Raw genomic sequence first — 24,672 nt, 5'->3', positions numbered from 1 at the left:
TTCCTTATTTTCTTTTAAACATGGCAAGCATGCGATTGGTTACCATATAACCGCCGACAACATTGATGGTGGCGAGTACGACGGCAATAAAGCCTAAGACATTGACCCACATACCCGCGCCGGATCCTGCCGATAATAATGCGCCCACTAAGGTGATCCCTGAAATGGCATTGGAACCAGACATTAACGGGGTATGTAAAGTGGGGGGGACCTTAGTGATGATCTCGACGCCGAGAAAGATGGCCACTACAAATAAGGTGAGTAATAATAAAATATCCATTAGTGTGTCTCCTGAGTTGTGGTTGAGTTATTTTCTGCCGAAGAGGGCGTGGGTTCATCTGCTGTGGGTGTTGGAGGTATAGAGAGTGCTGGCAGTTTGAGTACATCTCTCAGCCTAGGGCTAATAATCTCTCCTTGGTGGGCTACCAAGGTATCTCTGACGATTTCATCTTCAATATCGAGTGTCAGTACTCCCTCTTTATCGAGCAATAGGTTTAATAAATGCTCGATGTTGGTGCCGAACATTTGGCTGGCATGAGTGGCTGCTGTTGAGGCGATATTACTGGGGCCGATGATGGTCACACCCTTATGTAGCACTTCTTTATTCAGTTCGGTGAGTTCGCAATTCCCCCCCGTCTCAGCGGCTAAGTCAACAATGATACTGCCATTTTTCATGCTGTCGACCATTTCTTTAGTGATTAAGATCGGTGCGGTGCGCCCCGGTATGGCCGCCGTGGTGATGATGATATCTTGCTGAGCCAGCACATTGGCCATGGCTTGTTGCTGCCGTTTTAAAAAATCATCACTTTGTTCGGTGGCGTAGCCGCCTTTGGTTTCGGTATTTTCGGTTTCAAGATCCAACTCGACGGGTTTGGCCCCTACAGAAATGATTTGCTCCCGTGCGGCGGGGCGAATATCGTAAGCTTCAACGACCGCTCCTAAACGTTTTGCCGTGGCGCAGGCTTGTAATCCTGCGACCCCGACGCCCATGATCAGCGCACGGCTAGGTTTTAATGTGCCCGCAGCGGTCATCATCATGGGGAATAAACGGGGCGCTCTATAGGCGGCGAGTAATACGGCCTTATACCCTGCGATGGTGGCCATGGATGACAGGACATCCATACTTTGTGCCCTTGTGATCCGCGGTACCATTTCCAGTGCAATGCCACTGACGCCAATACTGGCAAGGGTTTGTGCATGTTCTGGATGGGCGAGTGGGTCCATCATGCCAATGAGCAGCTGTTTCTCATTTAATTGGCTTTTTAATTCGTCGAGTTGTGCGCCTTTCGCGTTGACTAATACAATAATATCCGCTTGAGCGAGGATTGTTTGTCTGTCATGTATGCTTGCGCCTGCGTCTTGGTAATCTTTATCGATAAAACCTGCGTGGACCCCAGCGCTCGATTCAACCATAATGGCGATGTTTTTCTTCATCAGACGTGTCACGTTTGCAGGGATGAGTGCGACGCGTTTTTCGTCAAAATGATGTTCTTTTAATAGGCCTATTTTCAAAAGGATCACCTGTGCGTGAAAAGTAAGTGTAAGAAATTAAGGAATACCGATGAGTCGATGGATCCCCAAGAAGTTATTCTTTATTAGCAGTTTGGCACTGAGTCATGGTTAATGAACACCTATGATGGCATAAACAGCATGTTATGCGACTGGTGTTATCAACTCAAACGCAGAGTTGTGGGTATAATATAATTAATTCAGTATGATATAGCTTCCTTATGTTGTATTCCCGTGGATGGAAAACAATCGTTGTATCTCATTTGCTCAATCAGGGTTATTGTTCGCCGTGATGACAAGACTATCTGGCCTTTGATAAAGGTTCAGATTGTGTCGCACTTTAATACGAGTCCCCTTCGAAGACGTATCTTCAGGTGGCTTGGGTATTATGCTGAATGTACAAGGTCTATATTTTTATCAGTGTTCTTATATAAAGTACAAGTGGAAAAGAGCAAAAAATTGACCAATATCACCTTGCATTAGCGAGGTGTTTTTTATTCATTGTTATGTTGTAGCTTAATTTTTGCGCTTTGTATATTCCAAAATGGAATTAAAAATCATCTTTTATTCTTTTTTACTTTCGAGCGCAGAGGCTAAGCTATCAGACATTAAACTGATCTAGGGCCGTTTTCATGTTGTTAAAAGAGCTTTCATCACTGACTTCTCCGTTGTCACAAGCACAAACAGAGAAGCTCAAACAGCTCACTTCCGAGCTGAATGCCGTACAACTCGCGTGGGTGAGTGGATATCTATCAGCCACTGCAGAGCAAGGAGCACAAGGACAATCAGGGATCGCGGTAAGCGCTGAAAGCCAACCCGCTCAAACAGTGACTGTATTATATGGTAGCCAAACGGGTAATGGCCGTGGGATCGCTTCAGCATTAGCGGCGAAAGCCCAAGCATTAGGCTATGGCGTTAATTTAGTGTCGATGGGCGATTACAAAGTCCGTCAATTGAAACAAGAAAGCTTACTACTGGCAGTGGTCAGTACTCATGGTGAAGGCGATGCGCCGGATGATGCCATTGAACTGCATAAATTTTTATCGTCTAAACGTGCCCCTAAACTCGATAACTTGCATTTCTCTGTGTTAGCTTTGGGAGATTCAAGCTATGAATTTTTCTGCCAAACGGGTAAAGACTTTGATGAAAAGTTAGCCGCGTTAGGCGCGACAGTATTATTACCGATTGTTGAATGTGATGTGGACTATGAAGAGCAAGCCGCGCTTTGGCAAACCCAAGTGTTGGAAGCCGTTAAACCGCTAATTAAAGATGATACCACAGCGAGTGTGGTGTCGATTGCGGGTGGCAGTGTCGTCAATACGTTTGAAACTGGCTTCACTAAGCAGAAACCTTATACCGCTGAAGTATTAGTGAGCCAAAAACTCACGGGTCGTGATTCGGATCGCGATGTGCGTCATGTTGAAATTGAGCTGGGTGAGTCAGGCATACAATATCAGGCGGGTGATGCCTTAGGGATCTGGTTTACTAATAATGAAACCTTAGTCGATGATATATTGGCTAAGTTGGGCATCGAAGCCTCTGAAACCGTGAGCTTGGGCAATGAGACCGTGTCGATTAAGCAGGCCTTAATTGAAATTAAAGAGCTGACCCAATTAAACCCTAATGCGGTGAAAGGGTGGGCAGAGCTGAGTCAAGATGCCAGATTAGTGGCCTTGTGTGAAGATAAAGCGCAACTGCGTCAATATGTGATTAATCATCAAGTGATTGATTTAATTAGTCAGTACCCCGCAACGGTGACGGCGAGCGGTTTTGTTGGGTTACTGCGTGGCATTACGCCTCGTCTCTATTCTATTGCCTCTAGTCAAACCGAAGTGGAAAGTGAAGTGCATTTAACGGTGGCGTTGGTGGAGGAAGAACATGATGGTCAGGCTCGCTTTGGCGGTGCATCGCAATTTTTAGCCTTAGCTGAAGAAGGCGCACAAGTTAACGTCTATGTGGAGCCGAATAACCATTTCCGTTTACCGGCAAACCCCGAAACGCCAGTGATAATGATTGGCCCTGGTACTGGTGTGGCACCCTTTAGAGCTTTTATGCAAGAGCGAGCAGCCCAAGGTATACAAGGTCATAGTTGGTTATTCTTCGGCAACCCACATTTTGAACAAGACTTCTTATACCAAATCGAATGGCAGCAGTACCTCAATGCCGGTGAGCTGACACGATTAGATTTAGCCTTCTCGCGCGATCAGGCACACAAGGTTTATGTACAACATAAAATCACTGAGCAAGGTGAAGCGTTATGGCAATGGCTAGAACAAGGAGCGCATCTGTATATTTGTGGTGATGCAGAGCGAATGGCAAAGGATGTACATCAAGCGCTAATTGATGTGGCTATTACTCATGGTGAAATGAGTCTCGAGCAAGCACAAGCTTATTTTGAGACCTTGCGCACTGACAAACGTTATCAAAAAGATGTCTACTAACCATTTTATTACAAGTAGTTAGTGTTAAAAGACAGTCGCGCAGGATCAATAGGTACGATTAAAGAATAAAAGATGGCTGTGACATCGATCGCAGTTCAGATAAAGACAAGAGTGAGGCGATAGCCATGAGTGATAAAAAGACTGAGCCAAAAAGCGAAAAATTAGCGGCTAATGAGTATTTAAAAACCGACAGTAATTATTTACGCGGGACCATTAAACAAGGCTTAGGGACGGCGGTCACAGGCTCTTTTAGTGACGGCGATCAACAGCTGATTAAATTCCATGGTTTTTACCAGCAGGATGATCGTGATTTGCGTAATGAACGTAAAGAGCAAAAATTAGAGCCGCTGTATAGTTTCATGCTCCGGGCGCGCGTACCTGGTGGTGTGTGTACTACCAGACAATGGTTGGGCGTGGATAAAATTGCTTGTGAGCTCACCAGCTCAAATAGCATTCGTTTAACCACAAGACAAACGTTTCAATATCATGGTATTCCAAAGCGTCATCTGAAAACCATTATTCGCGATCTTGATCGTGAAGCCTTAGATTCGATTGCCGCTTGTGGTGATGTGAACCGTAATGTGATGTGTAACCCCAATCCTGTTGAGTCGAAGTTACATGCACAGGCCTATGAGTGGGCTAAAAAACTGTCGGATAACATGTTACCGCACACCAAAGCTTATGCTGAAATTTGGTTAGATGATGAAAAAATCATGACGACTAAAGAGGATGTTGAGCCCGTTTACGGTGAGACTTATTTACCGCGTAAATTTAAGATGGCTGTGGCCGTACCGCCTGATAATGATGTGGATGTTTATACCAATGATTTAGGTTTTATTGCGGTGGCTGAAGCCGGCGAATTAGTCGGATTTAACTTAGTCGCTGGTGGGGGGATGGGTTCAACCCATGGTGAAGTGGAAACCTTCCCACGTTTAGCCGATGATTTTGGTTATATCAAACTCGAAGACACGCTTAAATTTGCCGAAGCGGTGATGACAGTGCAGCGTGATTGGGGCAACCGCGTTAACCGTAAGCGTGCCCGTTTAAAGTATACCATTGTCGATCATGGCTATGAGGCGTTTAAAGCCGAGCTTGAAAAGCGGGTAGGTGTAGCCTTTGAGCCGAAACGTAATGTGGTGATTGGCGATCGCGGCGATCGTTACGGTTGGATAAAAGGTGTCGCTAACGATTGGCATCTGACCTTATTTATCGAAGGGGGTCGTATTAAAGACTTGCCGGGTGAGCCACTGCAAACGGGGATGCGGGAAATCGCTAAAGTTCATAAAGGCGACTTTAGAATGACCTCGAATCAAAATGTCATCATTGCTGGTGTCGATGAAGCCGATAAGGCAGAAATTGAAGGCTTAGCGCGCAAGTATGGCTTAATGGGCAGGCTCATCAGTGAAACCCGTGGCCATTCTATTGCGTGTGTGGCCTTACCGACGTGTGCTCTGGCGATGGCTGAAGCTGAGCGTTACTTTCCCGATTTTTTGAGTAAAGTTGAGAATTTACAAGATAAACATGGCTTCTTAGATCAAGCCATCGTTATTCGTATGACAGGTTGTCCTAATGGTTGCGCGCGTCCGTTTGCCGCTGAAATTGGATTAGTCGGTAAAGCGCCGGGGCGTTATAACTTGTATTTAGGCGCTAATTTTGAAGGGACCCGATTGAACAAATTACACAAAGAAAATATTCAAGAAGCCGAAATAATGGCCGAACTGGATACGTTGTTTGGCCGTTTCGTCGCAGAGAAAGAGGTGGACGAAACTTTTGGTAATTTCACCGTTCGAATTGGGGTGGTAAAAGCCGTTAATGATGCTGCAAGGGATTTCCATGGATGAGTACATAAACAAGAGCATAAACAATAGCCCGATTTCTCAAGACGAGCTTAAGGCCTTACTCGACTCACCAAAGGTTGAGCAGCAAGCTGAGCTTGGGCGCATTAATGCTTTTTTAATCGATTTAAGCGCTGAGCAACGCGTGACATGGGCATTGGCTTTACTGCCTAATACCCATGCGTTATCGTCCAGTTTTGGTATTCAGTCTGCAGTGATGCTGCATCTGCTCAGTCGCCAAAAAGCCGATATTCCGGTGATTTTGACGGACACTCAACACTTATTTACTGAGACCTATCAGTTTATTGATGAGATGACCGAGCGCTTAGACTTGAACTTGAAAACCTACGCTGCCACCTACAGCGCCGCTTGGCAGCAAGCCCGTTATGGTAATCTCTGGGAGAAAGGTATTGACGGGTTAGATCGTTATAATAAGATCAATAAAGTCGAGCCGATGCAACAAGCCATGCAGGATTTGCAAGTTGGCACTTGGTTTGCCGGACTGCGTCATAGCCAGTCTAGCAGCCGTGAAGCTTTGCCTATTTTGGCGATCACGGGTGGCCGTTATAAACTGTTACCCATCGTTGAGTGGAGCAATAAGGATGTGCATGCGTATTTAACGCAGCATGAATTGCCTTACCACCCACTATGGGAAAAAGGTTATGTATCGGTGGGGGATACGCATTCAAGCAAGCCATTAGAGCTAGGTATGACTGAAGAAGAGACTCGTTTTAATGGGCTTAAGCGTGAGTGTGGTCTGCACTACGACATTTAGCTTTATAGCTGCTTGGACTTGACACTACTGTGTTGGCACTTAGCTTCGTTTCTCATTGACACTAGTCAACTCCGAGACTCAGCTTACGTGCCGCCTTGTATTGTCTGCGTCAGCAACGCTATTAATATTTCAGATAAGTGATAAAATAGCTTAAGAAAAAGTGGCTACTTGGACTCGACCTTTCTTGATTAATAGAGAGGGTGTTGGCGCTTAGCTCAATATCATTGATTGCAGTTAACTGTGTTATTGTTTCAGCGGACTTTGATGTAAATCAAAAAAAGGTCGAGAGTTATCATTCCTTCTGGTAATAGATAGTGGGGTTAACGATATTAATTGGGCTAAGAAGCGTTTTAATGATTTTTAGGTTTTGTTATGGGCTTGAACAGAGGTTTTCTATGACGAAATCTCTGGTGATTAATAACCTCTAGAAAGGGGGGGGCTATTATGAATAAAGTGACTGGTCCTGTTTATGCTCTACTCACTTAGCTGCAAATGCTGCAACAAATTCTTCAATATCAGCAAGAACCTGTCCATTGATAAATTCAGACATAGATTCTCTGTTAACTTGTAAAGTCCATATACCTGATTTTTCCGGCAGTACAATTCTGATCTCAACATGATGTACATACATGACACTCTGCTCAGTGTCAGAATAAAAAGTTACACTGTAATCAGTCATATGGCCGGAACGAGCACTCGCTCTAACAAAACGTTCAAAAGGTATCATTGCTGTATTAAGAGAATGTGATCCAGCAACGATATTGACCGGAGAATCTGGGCCACCTAAAGAATGGGCTACAATATGAAGCCATTCAGAGTGCTCAATACCACTCATTTTGGCTGCACTTCCTCCCATTACGCTTCTAAGACTGGAACGCGAAGGAATATCGGAAAGCGTTGCAGCACTTATTGTTGCACCCTGTGAAGTTCTCTCTCCAGTCAAAGGGCGCGGCCCTTCAGTTACCATACTGGATGCATCCTCTTGCATGGGACCACTAACAGCAGATACGCGCATCCTCGATGCATCTGATTGTGGGCGGCGAACAATACTTGAAACAATACCAGCTTTATTTAATTTCAGTGCTCTGTTATGTCCTACTACCTGAATTTCAGTGTTTTCATCCTCTTCAGTCAGAAAGGTCGCATATCCTACCGCTTCATCAGCGGTGATTACAATTTTACGCGCGGCTAGAATTCTTATTATTTTCTGTTCTAGTGTCTCTGCAATAAATTGCATGGGTTGATATATATTAAAGCTATTAACAGCGCCACTGGCCACCGAAGCTAATTGAAATTGAGAGACACAACTATCACGAAGTAGTTCTCTTTGTGTAACAGCCTTAGAGCCGTTACCAACAAACATACTACCTTGTTCAGAATAACTTTTCTTCTGAGCAACCGGCCAACTGTTATTCTCTTTTGGTTGCATCTGCAGCGCTTTAGCGCCTAGTACATCGGCCTCTTTTTCCAGTTCTGCATTATCATTGATTGCTAAGCCGCCGATTGTGGTGGTGGGATTGACTCGCCCTTGGGCTTGTTGGATAACATGACCGAGTTCATGGGGTAAATGTTTTTCTTGGCCAGCGCTTAGATGAATGTCATGACCTTGGGCATAAGCATGAGCCTGCACCGCCGCAGGTTTAGCCGAGTTATAATGCACCTTGACATGATTTAAATTGATGCCCGATAAACTTTCCATGCCACTTTTTAAGTGATCGGGTAGGCCAGTATTATTGTGAGTATTAGTGTCAGCTTTTTGAATAGCCTGCTTGGCCGCATGATTATCGGCCATGGATTGTAACTGTGCCATGCGGGCAGCTTGTGGACTATTGTTAGCCATTTCTTGGTACTTTCTTTGCAGCGCGGCTTCAGGTCGATTATCAATAAACTGATTGTTAGACGGGCTCCTTTTCGGGGAAACTTTATTGTTAAGGGAATGACTCTTTGGATCCTTATTCACGTACTTATTGACATCGTTTGACATAACATTCCTTGTCATTCGCATGAATCGCGTGATGTAACTGTTCTAAATATAGTCAAAATTTTCAGCTGTTTTTGAAAAGCCCAAGGGCAGTAATTAATGAGCCTTATCTCTGGTAGTGTTGAACCTGTTTATGCCCCAAAATGGGTTGGCCTTTGAATGAAGGCGGGTGACATTGTTATGTATTAAGCTTCGCTTAATGGTAGGTCGTGGATCCCATTCCTTCTTGTAGTAAAGAGTGGGATTCGAAGGACCGCTCGTCCTAAGGATATCCCTCTCTTAAAGACCTGTTAGATGTCCCTGCCTCTAGCTTGCAGCGGGCTAAGGTCGTGGATTCCCAGCAACATACGTAAGCTTTGAATGAAAGCTTGATGGCATTTTTTGTGTGTTCCCTTGATTTATTTGGTATTGATGAGGTGTGTTTGGATTAGATTGGTTCAATTATATTTATTGCTTGCCGCAGGCTTATTGTGCAGATACCTCTGTAGCACGCTGTAAACTCATCCCTGAGCGCTCTGCGACTTCATCCTTGAAGTCGAAGGCATACAGTTGCATCTACACGGGATGTTAAAAGCTAAAAGCTAAAAGCAAAAAATAAAATCAAAAGCAGTGGGTTTCTTTGACCTAAGTTTTTTATTTATCTACTGAGTTGATGTTTTGTGCTTTAAAATTCATCAATTTTGCTTAAGTCACTTCTTTTAAAAGACTGTTAGTCATTAGTATGTTATTGATTATTAATGGCTGGCTTTAAGATGATTACTTTGAATTTGTGACTAAAGTCGGCTACATCTATTCATCAATACTTATTAATCTTCAGATATCAAAGTTATATTATAAAGTAGTGGATGTTGTATTATGCAGCAAGGCAAAGCGTGGGATGAGCTGAGAGCTAAAATTGAGGTCATGTATCCTCAATTAATGACAGGATTAAATGGAGCTGTATCTAAGCAGGATTTAGCTCAATTAACAGTATGGTTTAAACAAGAAGTGAAGCAAGAGTTGCCTGCTAATTTATTGACACTTTATTCTGCCAATGATGGCGAAAATCAGTCTGTAACACTTGGTTATATGTTTGGTTTAAGTTTCATGTCATTAAGTCAGGTATTGAGGACCTTAGAGGATGGTAGAGCATTTTTAGAAGAGTATGATGATGAGGTGCATGCTTTTTGTGCTTCTCGAGAAACGGGCAAAGTTAAACTTTTGTTGGCGAATGCTAAATGGGTTCCATTATTAACCGATGGTTGTGACAATTTTATTGGTCTCGATTTTGATCCAGATAGCCAAGGTACGTTTGGACAAGTGATAAACTTTGGCCCTGATGAAGAAGAGAAATTTGTCTTTGCAGATTCGCTAGAAGAGTTTTTTGAATTACTGTTTCATTGCCTTGAACATGCAGTATGGGACAGTGATGCTCACATGTTTCACTTTCAGAAAATGCAGTTTATTGATGCACTTAAAATGATATACTTCGAATGTTAGTCAACCAAGCGGTTAAAAATAAGCGTTTGGAAAAGATTGTTAGTGGCTGGCTATAAATTTTTTATGGAGTGTGTTGTGATTCGTTTATTAATTATAAATTTTATTTTTTTGATCCTTAGTGGTTGTGTCGCTGTACCTAGTAATGTTGATGATTATGCTAAATTACAGAATGAGAAGTTTAGGAGTAATGACAAATATTTTGCGGTTATTTTTGAAAAGGTAAATGATGAAGCCTTAAACGTGGGGTTTTTTACTACCCCCAATATAGCCGCACATTATGTGAAACCACAACAAGCAAAATTAAGGATTAAAGTTCCTTATGATCCTTCTAAATCAAATTTAGTGTGGGCTGCTAAGTTTAACGTTGAAAATATAGAATTAGAAAAAGGGAAGACGTATTTTGGTAGAGTATCTGAGGAAAATTGGTGTATAAAACTTGAACTCATTGATTCAAATGGCCAAGCTGTAGCTGAAACGCAGTATAGTGTGGTATCACCCTATTTGAGTTTAAATGATTTGAAGAGTAAATATACTATGGCTCATGTCAGGGCTGTGGCTAAAGTTGCATCATGTGATGCTTTTAATCGCACTCTTTAACTAATTGGTGTAATAATGTTCTGCCCTTTATGTCTGCACAAATTTGGTTATTTGAAATTAAATAAACTCGATAAAGTTAATAAGCAGATCGAGTTTAATTGTCCTGAATGCCAAGTTAGGTTAAATAATAGCTCGGTCCAGCAAATAGTCACGAGAATGAAGTTATATTTTATTGGCGGATTTGTGAGTATTTTTCTTATTGTTTTTATCGGTAGCTTCTTTAGAGGGACTGCTATCAGTTCGATAGAAGAATGTTTAATGATTATATTTGGTGGTGGAGGTGTTTTATTGGGATATTTAGAGCTGAAAAAGCTTGATAGAGATATCTATTATGAAAAAGTAAACTAAAAAATATAGCTGTATCTACAATTCAACTAAAAAATCATGTTGAATTGTAGGCAGCTGATTATGAGTGGTTGGCTATGTATTTACTAATGTACTTTTTATATAGCTACCTACATTCTGTTTTGTAGTCAGTTCAGTACCCATGATGTTGGTGCTACGATCACCATTTTTAGTTTGACGATGGTGAGGATACTAGTGAGAAGGTTAAACAGTCCAGCCTTGTATTCCACGTATTAATAGAAATAAAGGCTGAGCGTTTGCATTAGGTTGATAACGGGTGAAAATCTGAGTATGTTATTGATTAATTGTGTCTGGATAAAGATAATTTACTGAACTTAAATGTGAAGTACCTCATTTAAGTCCAAGAAGGGACTGCATGAAAACCATAAATATAAAAAGTAGATTAAGACCAATTAGGTTTGCGTTTTTGGTACGTCCCACAGACAAAAAAAACATCGAAAAAATATTTAGGATAAACACATGTTTATGGGGAGGGTTATATAATCCTATCATTCCAGTATTTGGAAGAACCCCTACATGGTGGTCTAACGATAGCTTGAAGCGAGAATTACCTAGCGAAGCGTTAAATCGCTACTTGGATTTCTTTGAGCCAGATATATTAGTTGAATGTGAAAAGGGCTTGGCTAGAAATAGTGGTTATGACAGTCGAAGGGTTATAAATCTAGAAGAATTACTTGTGGGTGAAGGTCATGAAAGTTGGAATGGATTTGGCTTGGATACGTATGATTTATATAACGAATTATATGATAATGAATATAAATATCAATTACGAACACCTCATAACATTACTATTGTAGAAGGAAAATCAGCTGTTCAAAATATGCTTGTTAGTTGTCTTTTTGGCAAGTTTCCAGAGCAAAAAGAATATAGCTATTATGAGCGTGTTTTTAAAGATAACTTTGATGCTCATACGATAAAATTAGAGGATGAAAATTTAGACAAAATATATCGTGAAGGCATTACTTCACCTATTCGGATGGCGAATAAATACATTAAACGCTATTCAAATAATCACATGTCACCTACCTTGTTTGTTTTCGACTTAACTAAACCATATGACTTAATAGATTATTGGAATTTACGTGCTGTATATGCCAATCGAGTCATTCCTATCCCTAAGCAATGGATATCCCAACTTAGTGCATACTGTAAAGAATTTATTCTTAAAAATTACAGGCCATTACCTGGTAACAGATATGGTGTGATGATACGTCCTCAAGCGATGTTCTCTAGAGGGATTGAAGACGAAGAAGCTAATACGATTTTTGAAAATCACATTAAGGTTGATAGAGAAGGGGCTAATTGTATTCAACATTGGTATCCCCGTTTTGATGTAAAAGCATACAAAGGGATCTCAAGGGACCAACGTCCTCTGCTAACGGTTGAAGAGAGAGACGCAGAATACTCATTTGATGACAATGACAGCACCGTAAAATTAGATACATTAAAACCAAGCTTTGTAAATAACCATCGTGGTAATTGTAAATGGGCAAACGTTATAAAATTAAGAAGCTGGATTGACCGCTCAATCAATACTGTATTTCCAATTGATTTTCGTAACCCAAAGTTTCCTCGTTCATACATGGGAGGAGATTTTGCTCTCCCTACAAGTGAGGGGCTAACTTTATTACCTCGAGCTATATCAAATACAGAGTATGTTGAAATAAAAACTTGTAGTGATGCAATTTCAACATGGCTTAAAAGTAAAGATATAACAACAGTTCAATCTGACGCTGGCAGGTCCACTCAGCAAATAATTGATACCTTGGGTGGTTTTTGGGGAGTTAGAGCTTTAACAAGCAAAAAAGTGATTGAAGAGTTAAATAAGATAGCTATGAAGCCAGCATCTAAAACAGACAATGTGATGGCATTTAGAAATAAAATCATTGCCGCTACAAAAAACAAAAGATGGAAAAATAGAAGCTTTGATCAGTTGGTAAATAATGGAGCTGTTGAATTGGGTGCAGAAATAAAATGCACTGAATGCGGTCACCCTAGTTGGTTTGAACTACCAAAATTAGATCATAGTCTAAAGTGTGACCTATGCATGAGGCTATTTGATTTTCCAAAAGTAGACACTAAAAATCATCTGATTTGGGCATACCGATTAATAGGACCATTTGCCCTGCCAAATTATGCAAAAGGCGGTTATTCAGCCTCCTTATCTATAAGGTTTTTCTCTGAGGTTATTGGTGAAGCTTCATTTTCTAATATGTCATGGTCAGCAGGGCGAGAATTAACGTATTCAGATGGAAAAAAAATCGAAGCAGATTATCTTTTATGGTTACAGCAAACTTCCCCACTGGATAATCACTCTCAAGCAAGATTAGTCTTTGGTGAGGCCAAAAGCTTTGCAAAAGAGGCTATTGGCATTAAAGATATTTCAGCAATGAAAGAGCTTGCTCAGAGGCATCCAGGTGCTGTTTTAGTGTTTTCATTATTAAAAACAAATTTGTCTAAATCTGAAAAGGCCCGATTAGCTAAATTAGCTTTGTGGGGCCGTGAGATTGATAGAAAGACTAGAGAACAAAAAGCTATTGTTATTGTACTAACGGGAATTGAATTATTTTCAGTTGATGATTTTAGTCTTGAGGATGCATGGAAAAATGCTACCTCCAAACATAAATCGATCGTAGAGATATACCGTTACGAGCTAAAGGATATTGATGTGCTTGCTGATGCAACTCAGCAAATTTACTTAGGGTTACCAAGCTATGGTGATTGGTGGCATAAAAAATTTATCAAAAATAAAACATAGTATTAATTCACGAATATATAGTTTAATTAAAAACGGCAAGATTATTGTAGATTAAACTTTTAAATACCAGTAACGCACAAAAAAAAGGTGAACTATTGCTAGTTCACCTGCTAATTCTCACTTAATCGCCACTGGTGCTTGCTCTCACTCAGCTGTCATTGGGGCGGGTTTATCGATACTTTTTAGTGGTAGGTATTCATGTAATATAATCGATAAAATAATGCATCCTCCTCCTAATATTTCAAAAGTTGTGCTTAATTGGGCTAAAAAAATGAAGCTGAAACATATGGCAAAAAGGGGTTCTGTTAACTCGATTAATTGTACTGACTGACTTTTAATGAGGGTTAATGCTTTTGTTGTTGCCCAGAACCCACATATTGTGGGCAACAGAGCGAGTAACACTAGGTAAAACAAGCTCTCCAGTGTGATATGAATACTGCCTGCTGAAAGAAAAGGAAAAGACAGATAGATGACTCCAAAGAAAAGTAGACCAAACAAGGTGACTAAACCTGTTCCAATGTTAAATCGCTTTGACAAGACTAAAAAGGTGCCGTAACCCATACCGGATAACATGGCATTGACCATTCCTATCATGTTTTCATCTAACAAGCCCCCTTCAATGAAAATCAACGATAGGCCAAAGATTGCCATCATCATTGAGAGTATTTCGTTTAAATGTAAAAAGCGCTTTTCTATGATAGCTTCAAGAATAAAGGTCGTGATAGTGGATGCCCCGAAAAGACAAAAAACAACAACGGGGACATTAATTGTTTCATATGCTGCTGTTTCAAAATGATAAAGTATAAATAAACCAAAAAAAGCACTGCTTGCGAGTGCTAACCCTTTTTCTTTGAAATAAGGTATTAATAATCGATATTGCCCTGTTATTATCAATAAGCTCCCCACAAACATTAATGCAATAAAACACTTAATGAATGCGATGCTCTCTGGGCTTAAACCCGATTGAAATAAATTAACACTGATAATGCCCACTGTGGCATTTAAGAGCGCGGCTAATAATGCCAAAATAAAACCAATAAGGTGTTTGGGCAACACTTGGACCTCCTGTTAAATGTCATTAACTGTTTTAAAGTGAAAATAAGTTGGCATCATGTGTGCTACCATTTTTATTTGCAAGGTATTAGTTATGCAACTTTAGTGGGTATTAATGCGTAAGGCGCCCACGATAAATAATTGGCTAACCCTCTCATGGCATCGCTAACAACCCAAGTAATAAAATCGAAGCAATCCACTGGCTTTTTCTTTGAGTCCCCCATCGGAGCAGCTGAGATAATTCAATCAAGAATAATGTGATTGAGGCAGGGAGGCCGAAATAGCCTTAGTTGAATCAGGGATGATGAATCTAAGGCGCTAGTTATTCTTGTTTTGTGAATTATGAAGTGTTTTGTTCCGCTAGGGGCGGCACAGGGTTCCAAGGGGGATTGCTGTTGATCCCCTTTGGCCCAGTGTGGATGGAAATCCACGACTTTAGCCTGCGGCAGAAATTAATTCAACTAAACCAATGTCATACAAATACTCTTAACCAATACCGATATGATTTGGCATTCCCTGCTATTCATACTAGTCAGATACTTGCAGTGTGTCACAGAGGTATCTGCAAAAGAGCCTGTGGCAGCAATGAATTTCAATATGATTACCAATAGCAAGACACTTGCCAATACCTACATGGCCAGACGCTAGTCTATGACTCAGCCCCGTGTGAGTGGGAACTCACGATCTGATTCACTATCTTACCACTGCCGTACAGGCAGCTTAGCGATTCATTCTTAGTACTCTTAGGACAGGCATCACTTTTATTTTATTCTTCTGTACCCTTGTTCAAAGAGATAAAAAGGAAGTCTCATTCATACTGGTAGCATACAGGGTAGAATGATTAATACTCCATTTAAACCAGCACTACATCCACTAGTTATAAAGTATTACGAATATCCGCTGAAAGCTCACATATTGAACTGGATTAGTATAATATAGGCGTATTGTGTGACTTACTCCTAAAGTCGAGTAAATGCTGCTATTTTTTAGTGCATACCGTAGAAGCTGAACTTTGAATAGAGAAATGAGAACCGCCTTGTGAAGACCACCCTTAAACCTTTTATGTTGCTACTCATTAGTGGGTTTTTATTGATGTTGGGCTACGGTCTAAGCAATATTTTGTTACCTGTGCGTATGCAGAATGATGGTGTGAGCCTTGATAATATTGGCTTAGTGTTATCTATGTTATACGTCGGTTTTGTGTTGGGTGCGTACTACAGCCGTAGCTTATTACAAAGTGTGGGTCACATACGAATATTTGCGATGTGTGGTAGTTTAACATCCGTTGCTATTTTGCTTTCTGGGCTCTATCCCGAGCCTTTCATGCTCGCAGGTATGAGGATCCTCACCGGTTTTTGTATTGCTTGCATTAATGCCACATTGGATAGTTGGCTCAGTGATAGTGCGACTGAAAAAAACAGAGGCAGAATACTGTCTATTAATCAGATGATGATGATGACTGCACTTTTTTCGGGGCAATTTTTATTAAATGTCGCGCCGATCGATGACATTACCCTGTTTGTTATTTGCGGTATTTTATTTAGCTTGTCTATTACCCCTATTGTCATTAGTCGGCAAAAAGGCCCAATCGTTGAAGATAGTCAGTCGATGTCTTTAATGACCGTGTTCAAACTGTCTCCTCTCGGTGTCATCAGTAGTTTTTATAGCGGGTTCCTGTACGCAGGTTTAATTAATATGTTACCTATTTTTGCCAGTAAACATGGCATTGCAGGTTTAGATTTATCCATCTTTATGGGGGCAGCGATTTCTGGTGCGATCATTTTACAATTCCCTATTGCTTATTTATCGGATAATTTTGATCGTCGAAAAATCATGCTATTGATGGTGTCGACGCTCATCGGGCTTTGTTTGACGGTATCACTGCTGATGTCCAGTGGTATGTTTACCTTATCGTTATTAGTGATTGCACTCATTACGGGATTGGTTGCCTGTTTTTACCCCATGAGTATGGCTGAAACTTTTGAAACCGTGTTGAAAGAGCAAATCTTGTCGGCAATGAGTTCCTTATTATTGATCTATGCATTAGGCAGTATTGTCGGACCTTACCTTGCCTCAGTGGTAATGAGTGCTTTTGGCAGTAGCGCGCTGTTTAGTTTTATGAGTGTTACCGCCTTAACCTTGTTACTTTTTATCAGTGTTCTAATGAAGTTACGACACGCTTTACCTGTTGATGACCAAGAAAGCTTTATCATGCAAACACCCAGTGGTGTGGTGTCGGAATTGGATCCTCGTACACACTATGCTGAGGCACAATTTGAAGCCACTGCAGAAGTGGAGGTGGCGATTAGCTTGGCGAGTAAAAACCCATCGGCTGCGGTGAATATGGTGAAAGCATTGGTGTTAAGAGATCCTAAAAACGCGTCGAACTTAGCAGCGGCATTAAGTACCATAGATGCGATCGACATTAGTCAATTATATGCGGCAATTACGTCTGCCGCCCCACAAATGAGTATTCACATTGCAGAGGCATTAACCAATGCGTCTCCTGAACAAGCCGATCAACTTGTTGATTGGATCACCACTGAGTATCCGGATCAATTCACTAATATTGTTGTCGCGATTGCTAATGCAATGCCCGATGACGGTATTGATTTAATGGCGTTGGCCGCTGAGAATATGGTCGAAGAATATCCGAGTGAACTATTGGAAATGACAGAAGAGTACGTGACAAATCTATCTGATTCTTTAGATGCGATGCGACCCGTCGATAGGGTCGCTGCCGCTTCAGAAAATACGGCAACAGAACTGTATAATCGTTTAACCGATGTGTCTCCTGAGCAGTCGGCAGAGCTTGCCTTCACGGTATCAGAATCATTACCTGAAGCGTCAAATGATGTGGCCGAAGCCTATGTTCAAAACTTAATTGACAGTGAAAGTGACAGTGGCGGTGAACATGACAGTGAGCAAACGTTCTCGGCTGATGCGTTAGACAATATCGAAAATGCCGCCAATATTTATGTTAATCATATGGTGGATAATGTCCCCGAACATGCGGTGGATATTGCCAGTACCTTTGTGGATTCTTTTCCTGAAGTGGCATCGGATATGCTCGAAATATTGCAAGACTCGGACGATATTGAAGACAGCGAGTTAAGGGCTTCTATTGATGATAAGCCGTTACAAAGCATGGTAGAGCAGCAATTACAAGAAGCGGTACAAACGCAGTCTGATGATATTGAATAGCACATTTTGGCGCCTATCCCGGTAACCATGGAAGATGCAGGCTTCAACTGAATTGAGCACACTAAACGGGCTTGGGTATAAATAGTTGTTGGGGATATGAGTGAGTTGGGTTAATATTCTGTGGTTACAAGGTACTTATTTAAAGTCGCTTAGCGATAAAAAGTACCTTCCTTCATTAATGATAGGAAAGGCTCGATTGCATATTCGGCAGCTGATCATAGTGGTATTAATGTTACTGGCATTGGTAAGTCAGGCATTGGCGTCTGCGATCGTCCCCTGTGCGATGAATATGACAGCGGCTATGCCGACTCCTATTGTGATGAGTAATGCGTTAACGCCTTCAATCAAGGTGGCTGCTTCAGTCGCTGATAGTGGCGTGACCGTTCAGGCTTATTGTCATGAAAATGAATCACAAATGAGTGCTGAAGCTCAGTGTCATTGCGAACTGGGCTCTTGTGTCTCTGCCGCCCTTAATATGGCGCTTCCTGTACTGATTTCACTGTCTCAAGGTGTGCAGCCTACCTTTATTTTACCCTCCCAAGTTAAGCCTCAATATCGAGCTTCTTTATATCGACCTCCGATATCCATTATATGATAATACTCAAATTTAACTGATATTTTTTGTTTGTATTTTTACTGAGTAGGTTTGACTGCAGCGTGTTATTTAACGCATGTAGCCTAACCTGTTTTGGAGGTCATACTGTGTTTATCATTCATTTTTATTTTTTTGTTCGTCGATGGGCAAGAGGATGCTTGATTGTCGTGTTGACGCTTGGGGTTATGCCTTTGGCACATGCTGAGGCAGCGCTTAAGCGTGAACCCTTGATGCTTGATGTGTATAAAAGCCCGAATTGTAGTTGTTGTAAGCAGTGGGTTGCTTATATGAATGAGCGAGGTTTTATGGTTCAAACCCATAATACTCATCATTTAGATGCGCTGAAGCAATCGAAAGGGATTGGTCCTGCTTATCAGTCTTGTCATACCGGGATCTCTGCCGATGGCTATGTGTTTGAAGGCCATATCCCCGCTCAGTTTGTTAAAGCATTTTTAGCGGCGCCACCAGAAGATGCTTTAGGCCTTAGCGTTCCGGCCATGCCTGTAGGCAGTCCGGGGATGGAATACCAAGACATGTTTCGCCCTTATGATATCTTATTGTTAAAACAGGATGGTAGCACGGTATTATATGGGCGAGTTAATAGTCTTGAAGCATCACTTGAGTAATGAATGTCATGATCTATTTGATTGATATTCGAATTTTATTTTTATTAATTAGTTGTAGAAGGTCACGTATATGAAATCCATTATAAAACCCATCAATATCGTCCTATTCACCCTAGTCTGTTTATTTAGCACTTCTGTATTGGCCCATGTGGGGCTGGTGGGTTCCATGCCTACTGAGGGCGCCATGCTCAATCAATCACCGAGTCAGCTTGAACTCAATTTTTCGGCGCCAGTACGGTTAGTCAAGTTACGCCTCAATGATGGGGATAAGGATATCGCATTGACGCTACCCAATCATGGAGAAAGTCAGTCTGATTTTTCCGTGTCTTTGCCTGTGTTAATGGCGGGGAATTATCAGGTGACTTGGATGATTATGGGAAACGATGGCCATAAAATGAAGGGGCAATATCAGTTTATGTTCCATGGCAGCAAACTGTCAGCCGAGCATCAATCTCATCACAAAATGTGATTGAGATGATGTTGTTGAATACGTTTGAGATCTTAGCCATTGTGTTTAAAGGATTGATGTATTTGAGTGTGGCTGCCGTCATCGGGGGTAGCTTAATGTTGTGCCTGACGCGGGCAGATCCCGCTGAGGCGCGATTTATTCGAGCCTATATTGGTTTCGGCGCGGTTTTGGGACTGGTGGCGATTAGCCTTAATTATTTGGCATTAGTCGGCTCGTTTGCAGAGCAGGGTTTTTGGGGGATGTTCGACGCGCAAATGCAAGCGTTTCTCTGGGACAGTTCAGTGGGTGAGGCGGTGCGTTGGCGTGTTAGCGGCTTTATTTTAGCCTTGGTGGCGAGCTTATTGTGTATGAGCAAGATAACCGTGAGCAGAGGAGTGGCTTATGGGGTGTTAGGCTTAAGTGGGAGTCTGTTAGCCTTTAGCTTTAGTGTTATCGGGCATAGCACTGAACTGGCACCTTGGGCTCAGGCTTTGATTGTTATGCATCTCGTCGCTATTGCCAGTTGGGTGGGATCGCTTTATCCATTGTGGCGGATGTGTGATGAGAGTGAGCCAGTATTATTAACCCGAGTCATGCACCGATTTGGACAGCTGGGAATGGCCATTGTGGCGCTGGTGTTGTTTTCTGGTTCAGGATTGCTATGGCTGTTATTCGATCATGTGGCGGCGTTTGTTGACAGTCCTTATGGGCTGGCGATTAGCGTTAAACTCAGTTTAGTGGTGGTGCTTTTTGGCATTGCAGCGAGTCATAAATGGCGCTTATCGCCTCAGTTGAGCCAAGGTGTTGCAGCCAGAGCTAAGTTAAAACACTCTATTGGCATTGAGTTGGGGATTGTATTCCTTATTTTAACGGTGACAGGGGTTTTATCGAGTGTTCTTGGGCCCGTTAGCCTGCAATAGTGATATCGGTATTATTGTTAATGACATAAAATGAAAGGAATAATAATGAGACACAGAAAAATAATCAGTTTAGGTATTGGGTTGCTACTGGCAGCTTGCACTAGCATAAGCTCCTTGGCTTGGGCTCATGGTAACGAGCCTCATGACAATGGGCCTGCTGCATTTATTGGTGAGAATTTACCGGCTGCTAAAGTCGTTAAGCAATTTCACCGCGCACTAAAAGCCAGTGATGAGGCGGGTGTGAAGCAGGTGTTAGCAACGGATGTGCTTATTTATGAAGGCGGTAGCGTCGAGCCTTCATTGGCGGTTTATGCCAGTGGTCATCTTCAAGCCGATATGGCGTATTTAAAAGGTTTGACCATTAATCTTAAAGAGCGACAAGTGAGGGTAACAGGCGATATCGCCATCGCAACCTCGGTCAGTCATGTTGTGGGTGAATACAAAGGCAAAAAAGTAGACTCAACCAATATGGAAACCTTAGTGTTAAAACGTCAAAGTGATAACACTTGGAAAATTGTCCATATTCATTGGTCATAACAAACCATTATCGCAAAAAGCGATTATGATTGTTGATGCAAAAGCGAACCTCAGGGTTCGCTTTTATGGGATTAGCCTTAAAAAGAGAGTTTGTGGGATGGTCAAACTATGGGTTAGAGATCATGAGGGAATATGGGATCAGAGTAAACTTTATAACATCACAGACCGATGTAGCACATTGCGTTAATGTTTTTACTTTTGTTTTGAAACACTGTGTAGATGTCGCTGAGCTTGCAAAGCCAAATATGTATCTGAAGTGGTATGTCCTCTGTCTGTCGAGGTCTGATGGAGTGACAACAATCTCTGTACAACATTCCACAACATTCCAGAGCATCCCACTAGATCCCAGAACAAGCGATAGCGAATTAAGGAACTAACGGTATACAGATAACGTTATCGCTTAAGGTTCAATGTGAGTCAAAACTCACGTTCTTAACACTATCCATAGACAGCTCACTCAACTTAGAAGCCAAGTTAGGACAGGCTTAACTTTTCGTCCTACGTTAAAATAAAAATGAAGATAAAGGTGAGCGTTAAACATAAGAATAAGGGGCTTCAGATAAAGACTGAAGCCCTCTTATTGACAGTGATATAAACGGGTTGCTATTGCAGCTTGGCTGCTTTTAACCCAAACCCAAACTCAAATCAAGTTCAGGTCCAAATCACTGTATGCTAATGAGTGACTTGAGTATTTGAAGCTGGGATCCAGTTGCTGGTCTTTTTCGTTGGCGGGCCTAAGTATTCCAGTGGCGTATTTTCCATGTATTTATCATTTGCTTGTAATTCTGGTACGGATTGATAGGGCGATATCTTGTTATACATCACCATAATGTCATTGATGGGTTTGCCATAAATTTGGTTATTTTGGTTTTTTCCGGGCAGTGGATAATGCTGAATAGGGATATTCAATATGGCGGCAATGGTGGGGGTGATATCGCGCTGACGAACGATGCTGCGCTCTCGCATGGGCTGAGTGAGCAGTGGTAGTCTTTGTTGAGTCACTTTATTTCCCCAGAACATCAACTGAATGGCACTGTCGTACCACTCAGGTGTGCCGTGCATAGCGGCATCTTTTTCACCTTGGTAGAAATAGCTATGGGATGTGGGCACGACGGTAATGTCGCCAGAGCGTCCAGTGGTAATGGAAAATGAGTTGCCAGCATCGGTTGTGACGAGTGCGCTATTGGTATTATTTCTGTCGGTGGAGAGTATCGCTTTTCTGAGTAAGGCGTCTTTTTTGTAATCAAGAGAGGCCAGTGGGGTGTTGCGCAGGGTGAATGTTGAATAATAGCTATCGACACTTTGAGGTTGTTGTTTTTGGGCTTGCACCTTGAGTTGCGTGATTAAATCATTAATGAAAGTTTGGTAGCCTGCTAAGGTTTGCGGGTAGCCGCCATTGGGCAGTGCAGAGACGATTTGTTGTCTATTGAGAAAAATACCAGGATTAGTGATTTCGGCGACATAGCGATCCGATCGATTGAGTAACGTGCTGATCGCTTGGTTAATGGTTTCTAGCAAATAGACTTGGTCGGGATTAATTTCTTGCTGACATTCGCCGAGGCCAGCATTTTTAACCAGACATAATCGATTAGCTTGTTGATTTAACTTACTGATGGCTGCGGGATCTAAGGCTGTGTCAGCTTGAGTGTAAAATTGGGCTTGTTGAGTAAAGCGTTTTTGATTTTGATAATTGACGCCAGCGGCATTGTTGAGAAATTCGGGGACGGAGTCCATGCCATGATCGGCGGTAAAGATGACCAGTACATTGTCTTTGCCTAATCGTTTTTGAATAAAATCGAGGAATTCACCAAAACGTCGATTAATAAAGCCAAGAGTTTGTTCATGCTCGATACTATCGGGGCCATACATATGCCCGACCATATCCAGTGCACTTAAATTTAAAATTAATAGATCAGGCGCAGCATCTTGCCCCAAATCTTCTTGAATGATGAGTTCTTTGGCGAGCTCAAAATTACGCCCTTCAGAAAAAGGGGCGAAGTAAGCTTGTTGGGTCAACTCTGAGAGTGACTGGTTCGAGAAATGATGTGGATAGTTTGGATTTTGTGTGATTGTTTGCCCTTGATCATTGATTGCTACGGGTGGCTCCATCCAAGCTAAATGACGATCGTCTTGTTGAAATTCTGCATTTTGATAACTCTCGAGTGTATTGGGTATGATCCAGTCAAAGCCTGAATTATCAGAGGAAAGGGCTAGCATGGGCTCTTTGGGATCTTGTGCGAGTTTTTGATAGTAACCGATTAAGTCATTTTTCTGATTGAAGGTGTTGAGCCATGTGGGTAAACCTTGGGGGTAAAAGTAGTTACTGCTAGTGTATTGCCCGTTTAAGGTGTTGACCGATAAAAAACGCCCGCTGCGTCCCATCATAGTGATGCCTGGTTCGTCCCAAGAGCCAATACCGAAGACTTTTACTTTACCATTATTTTTTTTATTAGCATGGGGATCACTATTGTCTTGGTTATAGGTCTTATAAATGGCATCACCCAGTGTGATCGGGGCTTGAGCTAGCGCGGTGGTTCCGCCGTTTAAATAGGAAAAGTAATAGCTTTTATCGACAACTTGTCCTTTTTCATTGACCACGGAGGTTGGGAAACTGCAAGGCGGAGCCTCAACCACTTGATGAGTATCATCAGTGATATACTCTTTGGTGAATGGGCACACCATGGTATAGCTTGACTGGCAACCCATGTAAGCATTTGCAATATTATTACTCGTTTGCGTCAGTCCCAAAGTAGAATAACGGTTATCAGCGCATTCATACTGTTTAGCGGCATTGATATCATAGCGGGTATAATCAATGCTCGGGAAGCCATGACTCCAAGGGTTTCCACCGGTATTGATTGTGTGATGACCTTGAGGTGTGAGGGTTGAGCTGTGCTCTATTAACGCAAAATCGGCCACAAACCCCTGCTTTTTAAATTTAGCATAGGCTGAATTAGGTTCTTTTTCGGCCAAGCCATATCCGGTATAACCGGATTGGCTATTCTCAGTACTTGGGCTGTCTATCGCTGCTAATGGATAGTCAAATCGGCCTTGATCTAAGGTGACGAGCACGATCAGTCGAGGGGGTTCTGTGGTGGCTGCATTATCATTGCAGCCAGATACCAATATAATAAGCAGTAAAAGAATTATCATTCTCTTATAGGCGAAAAATAACATTAGTGAGCACCTTTTTTCATGGGGATGAACATCATTGGATCATGAGTGTTTGATATGCCGTGGGAGAGTTTTCATGTTTAATGCTTGTTGGGCCTTTTCAGCATTGTGGCCATGTTTAAGGCGGAGATTAATTGGTGTAGATATTAACTAAAATTAATGAAGTGACAAAGATTATGTGATTTTTCATGAAAGTAAATGAATATGATCAAGGTTATATTCAGTATTAATTATAAAAATTAACTTTTTTATAATTTGTGTTACTTGTATAAGAAGCTTTCCTAATATAAAGGAAACACATTTTAGAAATATATGGGGGCATTGCGTGGTTTTTACGGTGACCGTCCTAATTTCGTTCATCCTCATTTCCTTTT

The 24,672-nt window shown here is 41.7% G+C and carries 18 protein-coding genes; 13 read left to right on the top strand and 5 right to left on the bottom strand.

What is annotated here, in order from left to right; translation table 11 throughout:
- Window positions 1–4: 4 nt before the first annotated feature.
- Window positions 5–280, bottom strand: a complete 276-nt coding sequence (locus tag L2764_RS07445) for an NAD(P) transhydrogenase subunit alpha part 2 (protein WP_248939590.1) — start codon at window positions 278–280, stop codon at window positions 5–7.
- Window positions 280–1,512: a Re/Si-specific NAD(P)(+) transhydrogenase subunit alpha gene (locus tag L2764_RS07440; RefSeq protein ID WP_248939589.1), complete on the bottom strand. Its 1,233-nt coding sequence runs from the start codon at window positions 1,510–1,512 to the stop codon at window positions 280–282. The genes L2764_RS07445 and L2764_RS07440 overlap by 1 nt, the downstream gene beginning before the upstream one ends.
- 629 nt (window positions 1,513–2,141) lie before the next feature.
- On the opposite strand from L2764_RS07440, the gene L2764_RS07435 reads away from it, so the two are divergent.
- The 3 genes from L2764_RS07435 (at window position 2,142) to L2764_RS07425 (ending at window position 6,560) form a co-directional block, all read left to right on the top strand.
- On the top strand, window positions 2,142–3,950 hold the full coding sequence (locus tag L2764_RS07435; RefSeq protein ID WP_248939588.1) for an assimilatory sulfite reductase (NADPH) flavoprotein subunit: 1,809 nt from the start codon (window positions 2,142–2,144) through the stop codon (window positions 3,948–3,950).
- Between the two features lie 125 nt (window positions 3,951–4,075).
- Window positions 4,076–5,791, top strand: a complete 1,716-nt coding sequence (cysI, locus tag L2764_RS07430) for an assimilatory sulfite reductase (NADPH) hemoprotein subunit (protein ID WP_248939587.1) — start codon at window positions 4,076–4,078, stop codon at window positions 5,789–5,791.
- Window positions 5,784–6,560, top strand: coding sequence for a phosphoadenylyl-sulfate reductase (locus tag L2764_RS07425; protein ID WP_248939586.1), 777 nt, complete (start codon window positions 5,784–5,786; stop codon window positions 6,558–6,560). The genes cysI and L2764_RS07425 overlap by 8 nt, the downstream gene beginning before the upstream one ends.
- Window positions 6,561–7,038: 478 nt before the next feature.
- On the opposite strand, the gene L2764_RS07420 is transcribed toward L2764_RS07425, so the two are convergent.
- On the bottom strand, window positions 7,039–8,544 hold the full coding sequence (locus tag L2764_RS07420) for an eCIS core domain-containing protein (protein WP_248939585.1): 1,506 nt from the start codon (window positions 8,542–8,544) through the stop codon (window positions 7,039–7,041).
- Window positions 8,545–9,396: 852 nt separating this feature from the next.
- On the opposite strand from L2764_RS07420, the gene L2764_RS07415 reads away from it, so the two are divergent.
- The 4 genes from L2764_RS07415 (at window position 9,397) to L2764_RS07400 (ending at window position 13,741) form a co-directional block, all read left to right on the top strand.
- Window positions 9,397–10,020 carry an SMI1/KNR4 family protein gene (locus L2764_RS07415; RefSeq protein WP_248939584.1) on the top strand — a complete coding sequence of 208 codons (624 nt, stop codon included), beginning with the start codon at window positions 9,397–9,399 and terminating at the stop codon, window positions 10,018–10,020.
- Window positions 10,021–10,095: 75 nt separating this feature from the next.
- On the top strand, window positions 10,096–10,617 hold the full coding sequence (locus L2764_RS07410; RefSeq protein ID WP_248939583.1) for a hypothetical protein: 522 nt from the start codon (window positions 10,096–10,098) through the stop codon (window positions 10,615–10,617).
- Between the two features lie 15 nt (window positions 10,618–10,632).
- Entirely contained in the window at window positions 10,633–10,965 is a 333-nt protein-coding gene (locus tag L2764_RS07405; protein ID WP_248939582.1) for a hypothetical protein, read from the top strand.
- A gap of 373 nt (window positions 10,966–11,338) precedes the next feature.
- Window positions 11,339–13,741, top strand: a complete 2,403-nt coding sequence (locus tag L2764_RS07400) for a hypothetical protein (protein WP_248939581.1) — start codon at window positions 11,339–11,341, stop codon at window positions 13,739–13,741.
- Between the two features lie 144 nt (window positions 13,742–13,885).
- Here L2764_RS07400 and L2764_RS07395 read toward each other — a convergent pair whose 3' ends face one another.
- Window positions 13,886–14,797 (bottom strand): DMT family transporter, encoded by a 912-nt coding sequence (locus L2764_RS07395; RefSeq protein ID WP_248939580.1) that lies wholly within the window; start codon window positions 14,795–14,797, stop codon window positions 13,886–13,888.
- A gap of 1,035 nt (window positions 14,798–15,832) precedes the next feature.
- Here L2764_RS07395 and L2764_RS07390 point away from each other — a divergent pair.
- The 6 genes from L2764_RS07390 to L2764_RS07365 all read left to right on the top strand — a co-directional run bounded on the left by L2764_RS07390 (window position 15,833) and on the right by L2764_RS07365 (window position 21,124).
- Complete coding sequence (locus tag L2764_RS07390; RefSeq protein ID WP_248939579.1) at window positions 15,833–17,998, top strand: MFS transporter; 2,166 nt, start codon at window positions 15,833–15,835, stop codon at window positions 17,996–17,998.
- Window positions 17,999–18,098: 100 nt separating this feature from the next.
- Entirely contained in the window at window positions 18,099–18,593 is a 495-nt protein-coding gene (locus tag L2764_RS07385; RefSeq protein WP_248939578.1) for a hypothetical protein, read from the top strand.
- A 107-nt stretch (window positions 18,594–18,700) separates the two neighbouring features.
- Complete coding sequence (locus L2764_RS07380; protein WP_248939577.1) at window positions 18,701–19,219, top strand: DUF411 domain-containing protein; 519 nt, start codon at window positions 18,701–18,703, stop codon at window positions 19,217–19,219.
- Between the two features lie 70 nt (window positions 19,220–19,289).
- Window positions 19,290–19,688, top strand: coding sequence for a copper resistance CopC family protein (locus tag L2764_RS07375; RefSeq protein WP_248939576.1), 399 nt, complete (start codon window positions 19,290–19,292; stop codon window positions 19,686–19,688).
- A 5-nt stretch (window positions 19,689–19,693) separates the two neighbouring features.
- A complete protein-coding gene (locus L2764_RS07370) occupies window positions 19,694–20,587 on the top strand; it encodes a CopD family protein (protein ID WP_248939575.1) in 894 nt (297 codons plus the stop codon).
- Between the two features lie 45 nt (window positions 20,588–20,632).
- Window positions 20,633–21,124: a YybH family protein gene (locus L2764_RS07365; RefSeq protein ID WP_248939574.1), complete on the top strand. Its 492-nt coding sequence runs from the start codon at window positions 20,633–20,635 to the stop codon at window positions 21,122–21,124.
- A gap of 672 nt (window positions 21,125–21,796) precedes the next feature.
- Here L2764_RS07365 and L2764_RS07360 read toward each other — a convergent pair.
- The gene (locus L2764_RS07360) at window positions 21,797–24,301 is read right to left on the bottom strand and encodes an alkaline phosphatase family protein (protein WP_248939573.1); all 2,505 of its coding nucleotides are present in this window, start codon (window positions 24,299–24,301) and stop codon (window positions 21,797–21,799) included.
- Between the last annotated feature and the right edge of the window lie 371 nt (window positions 24,302–24,672).

This window comes from Shewanella surugensis (assembly GCF_023284005.1).
Taxonomy (GTDB): Bacteria; Pseudomonadota; Gammaproteobacteria; order Enterobacterales; family Shewanellaceae; genus Shewanella; species Shewanella surugensis.
The sequence above is the reverse complement of the archived record's forward strand: the minus strand, read 5'-3'. Positions and strand labels throughout refer to the sequence as shown.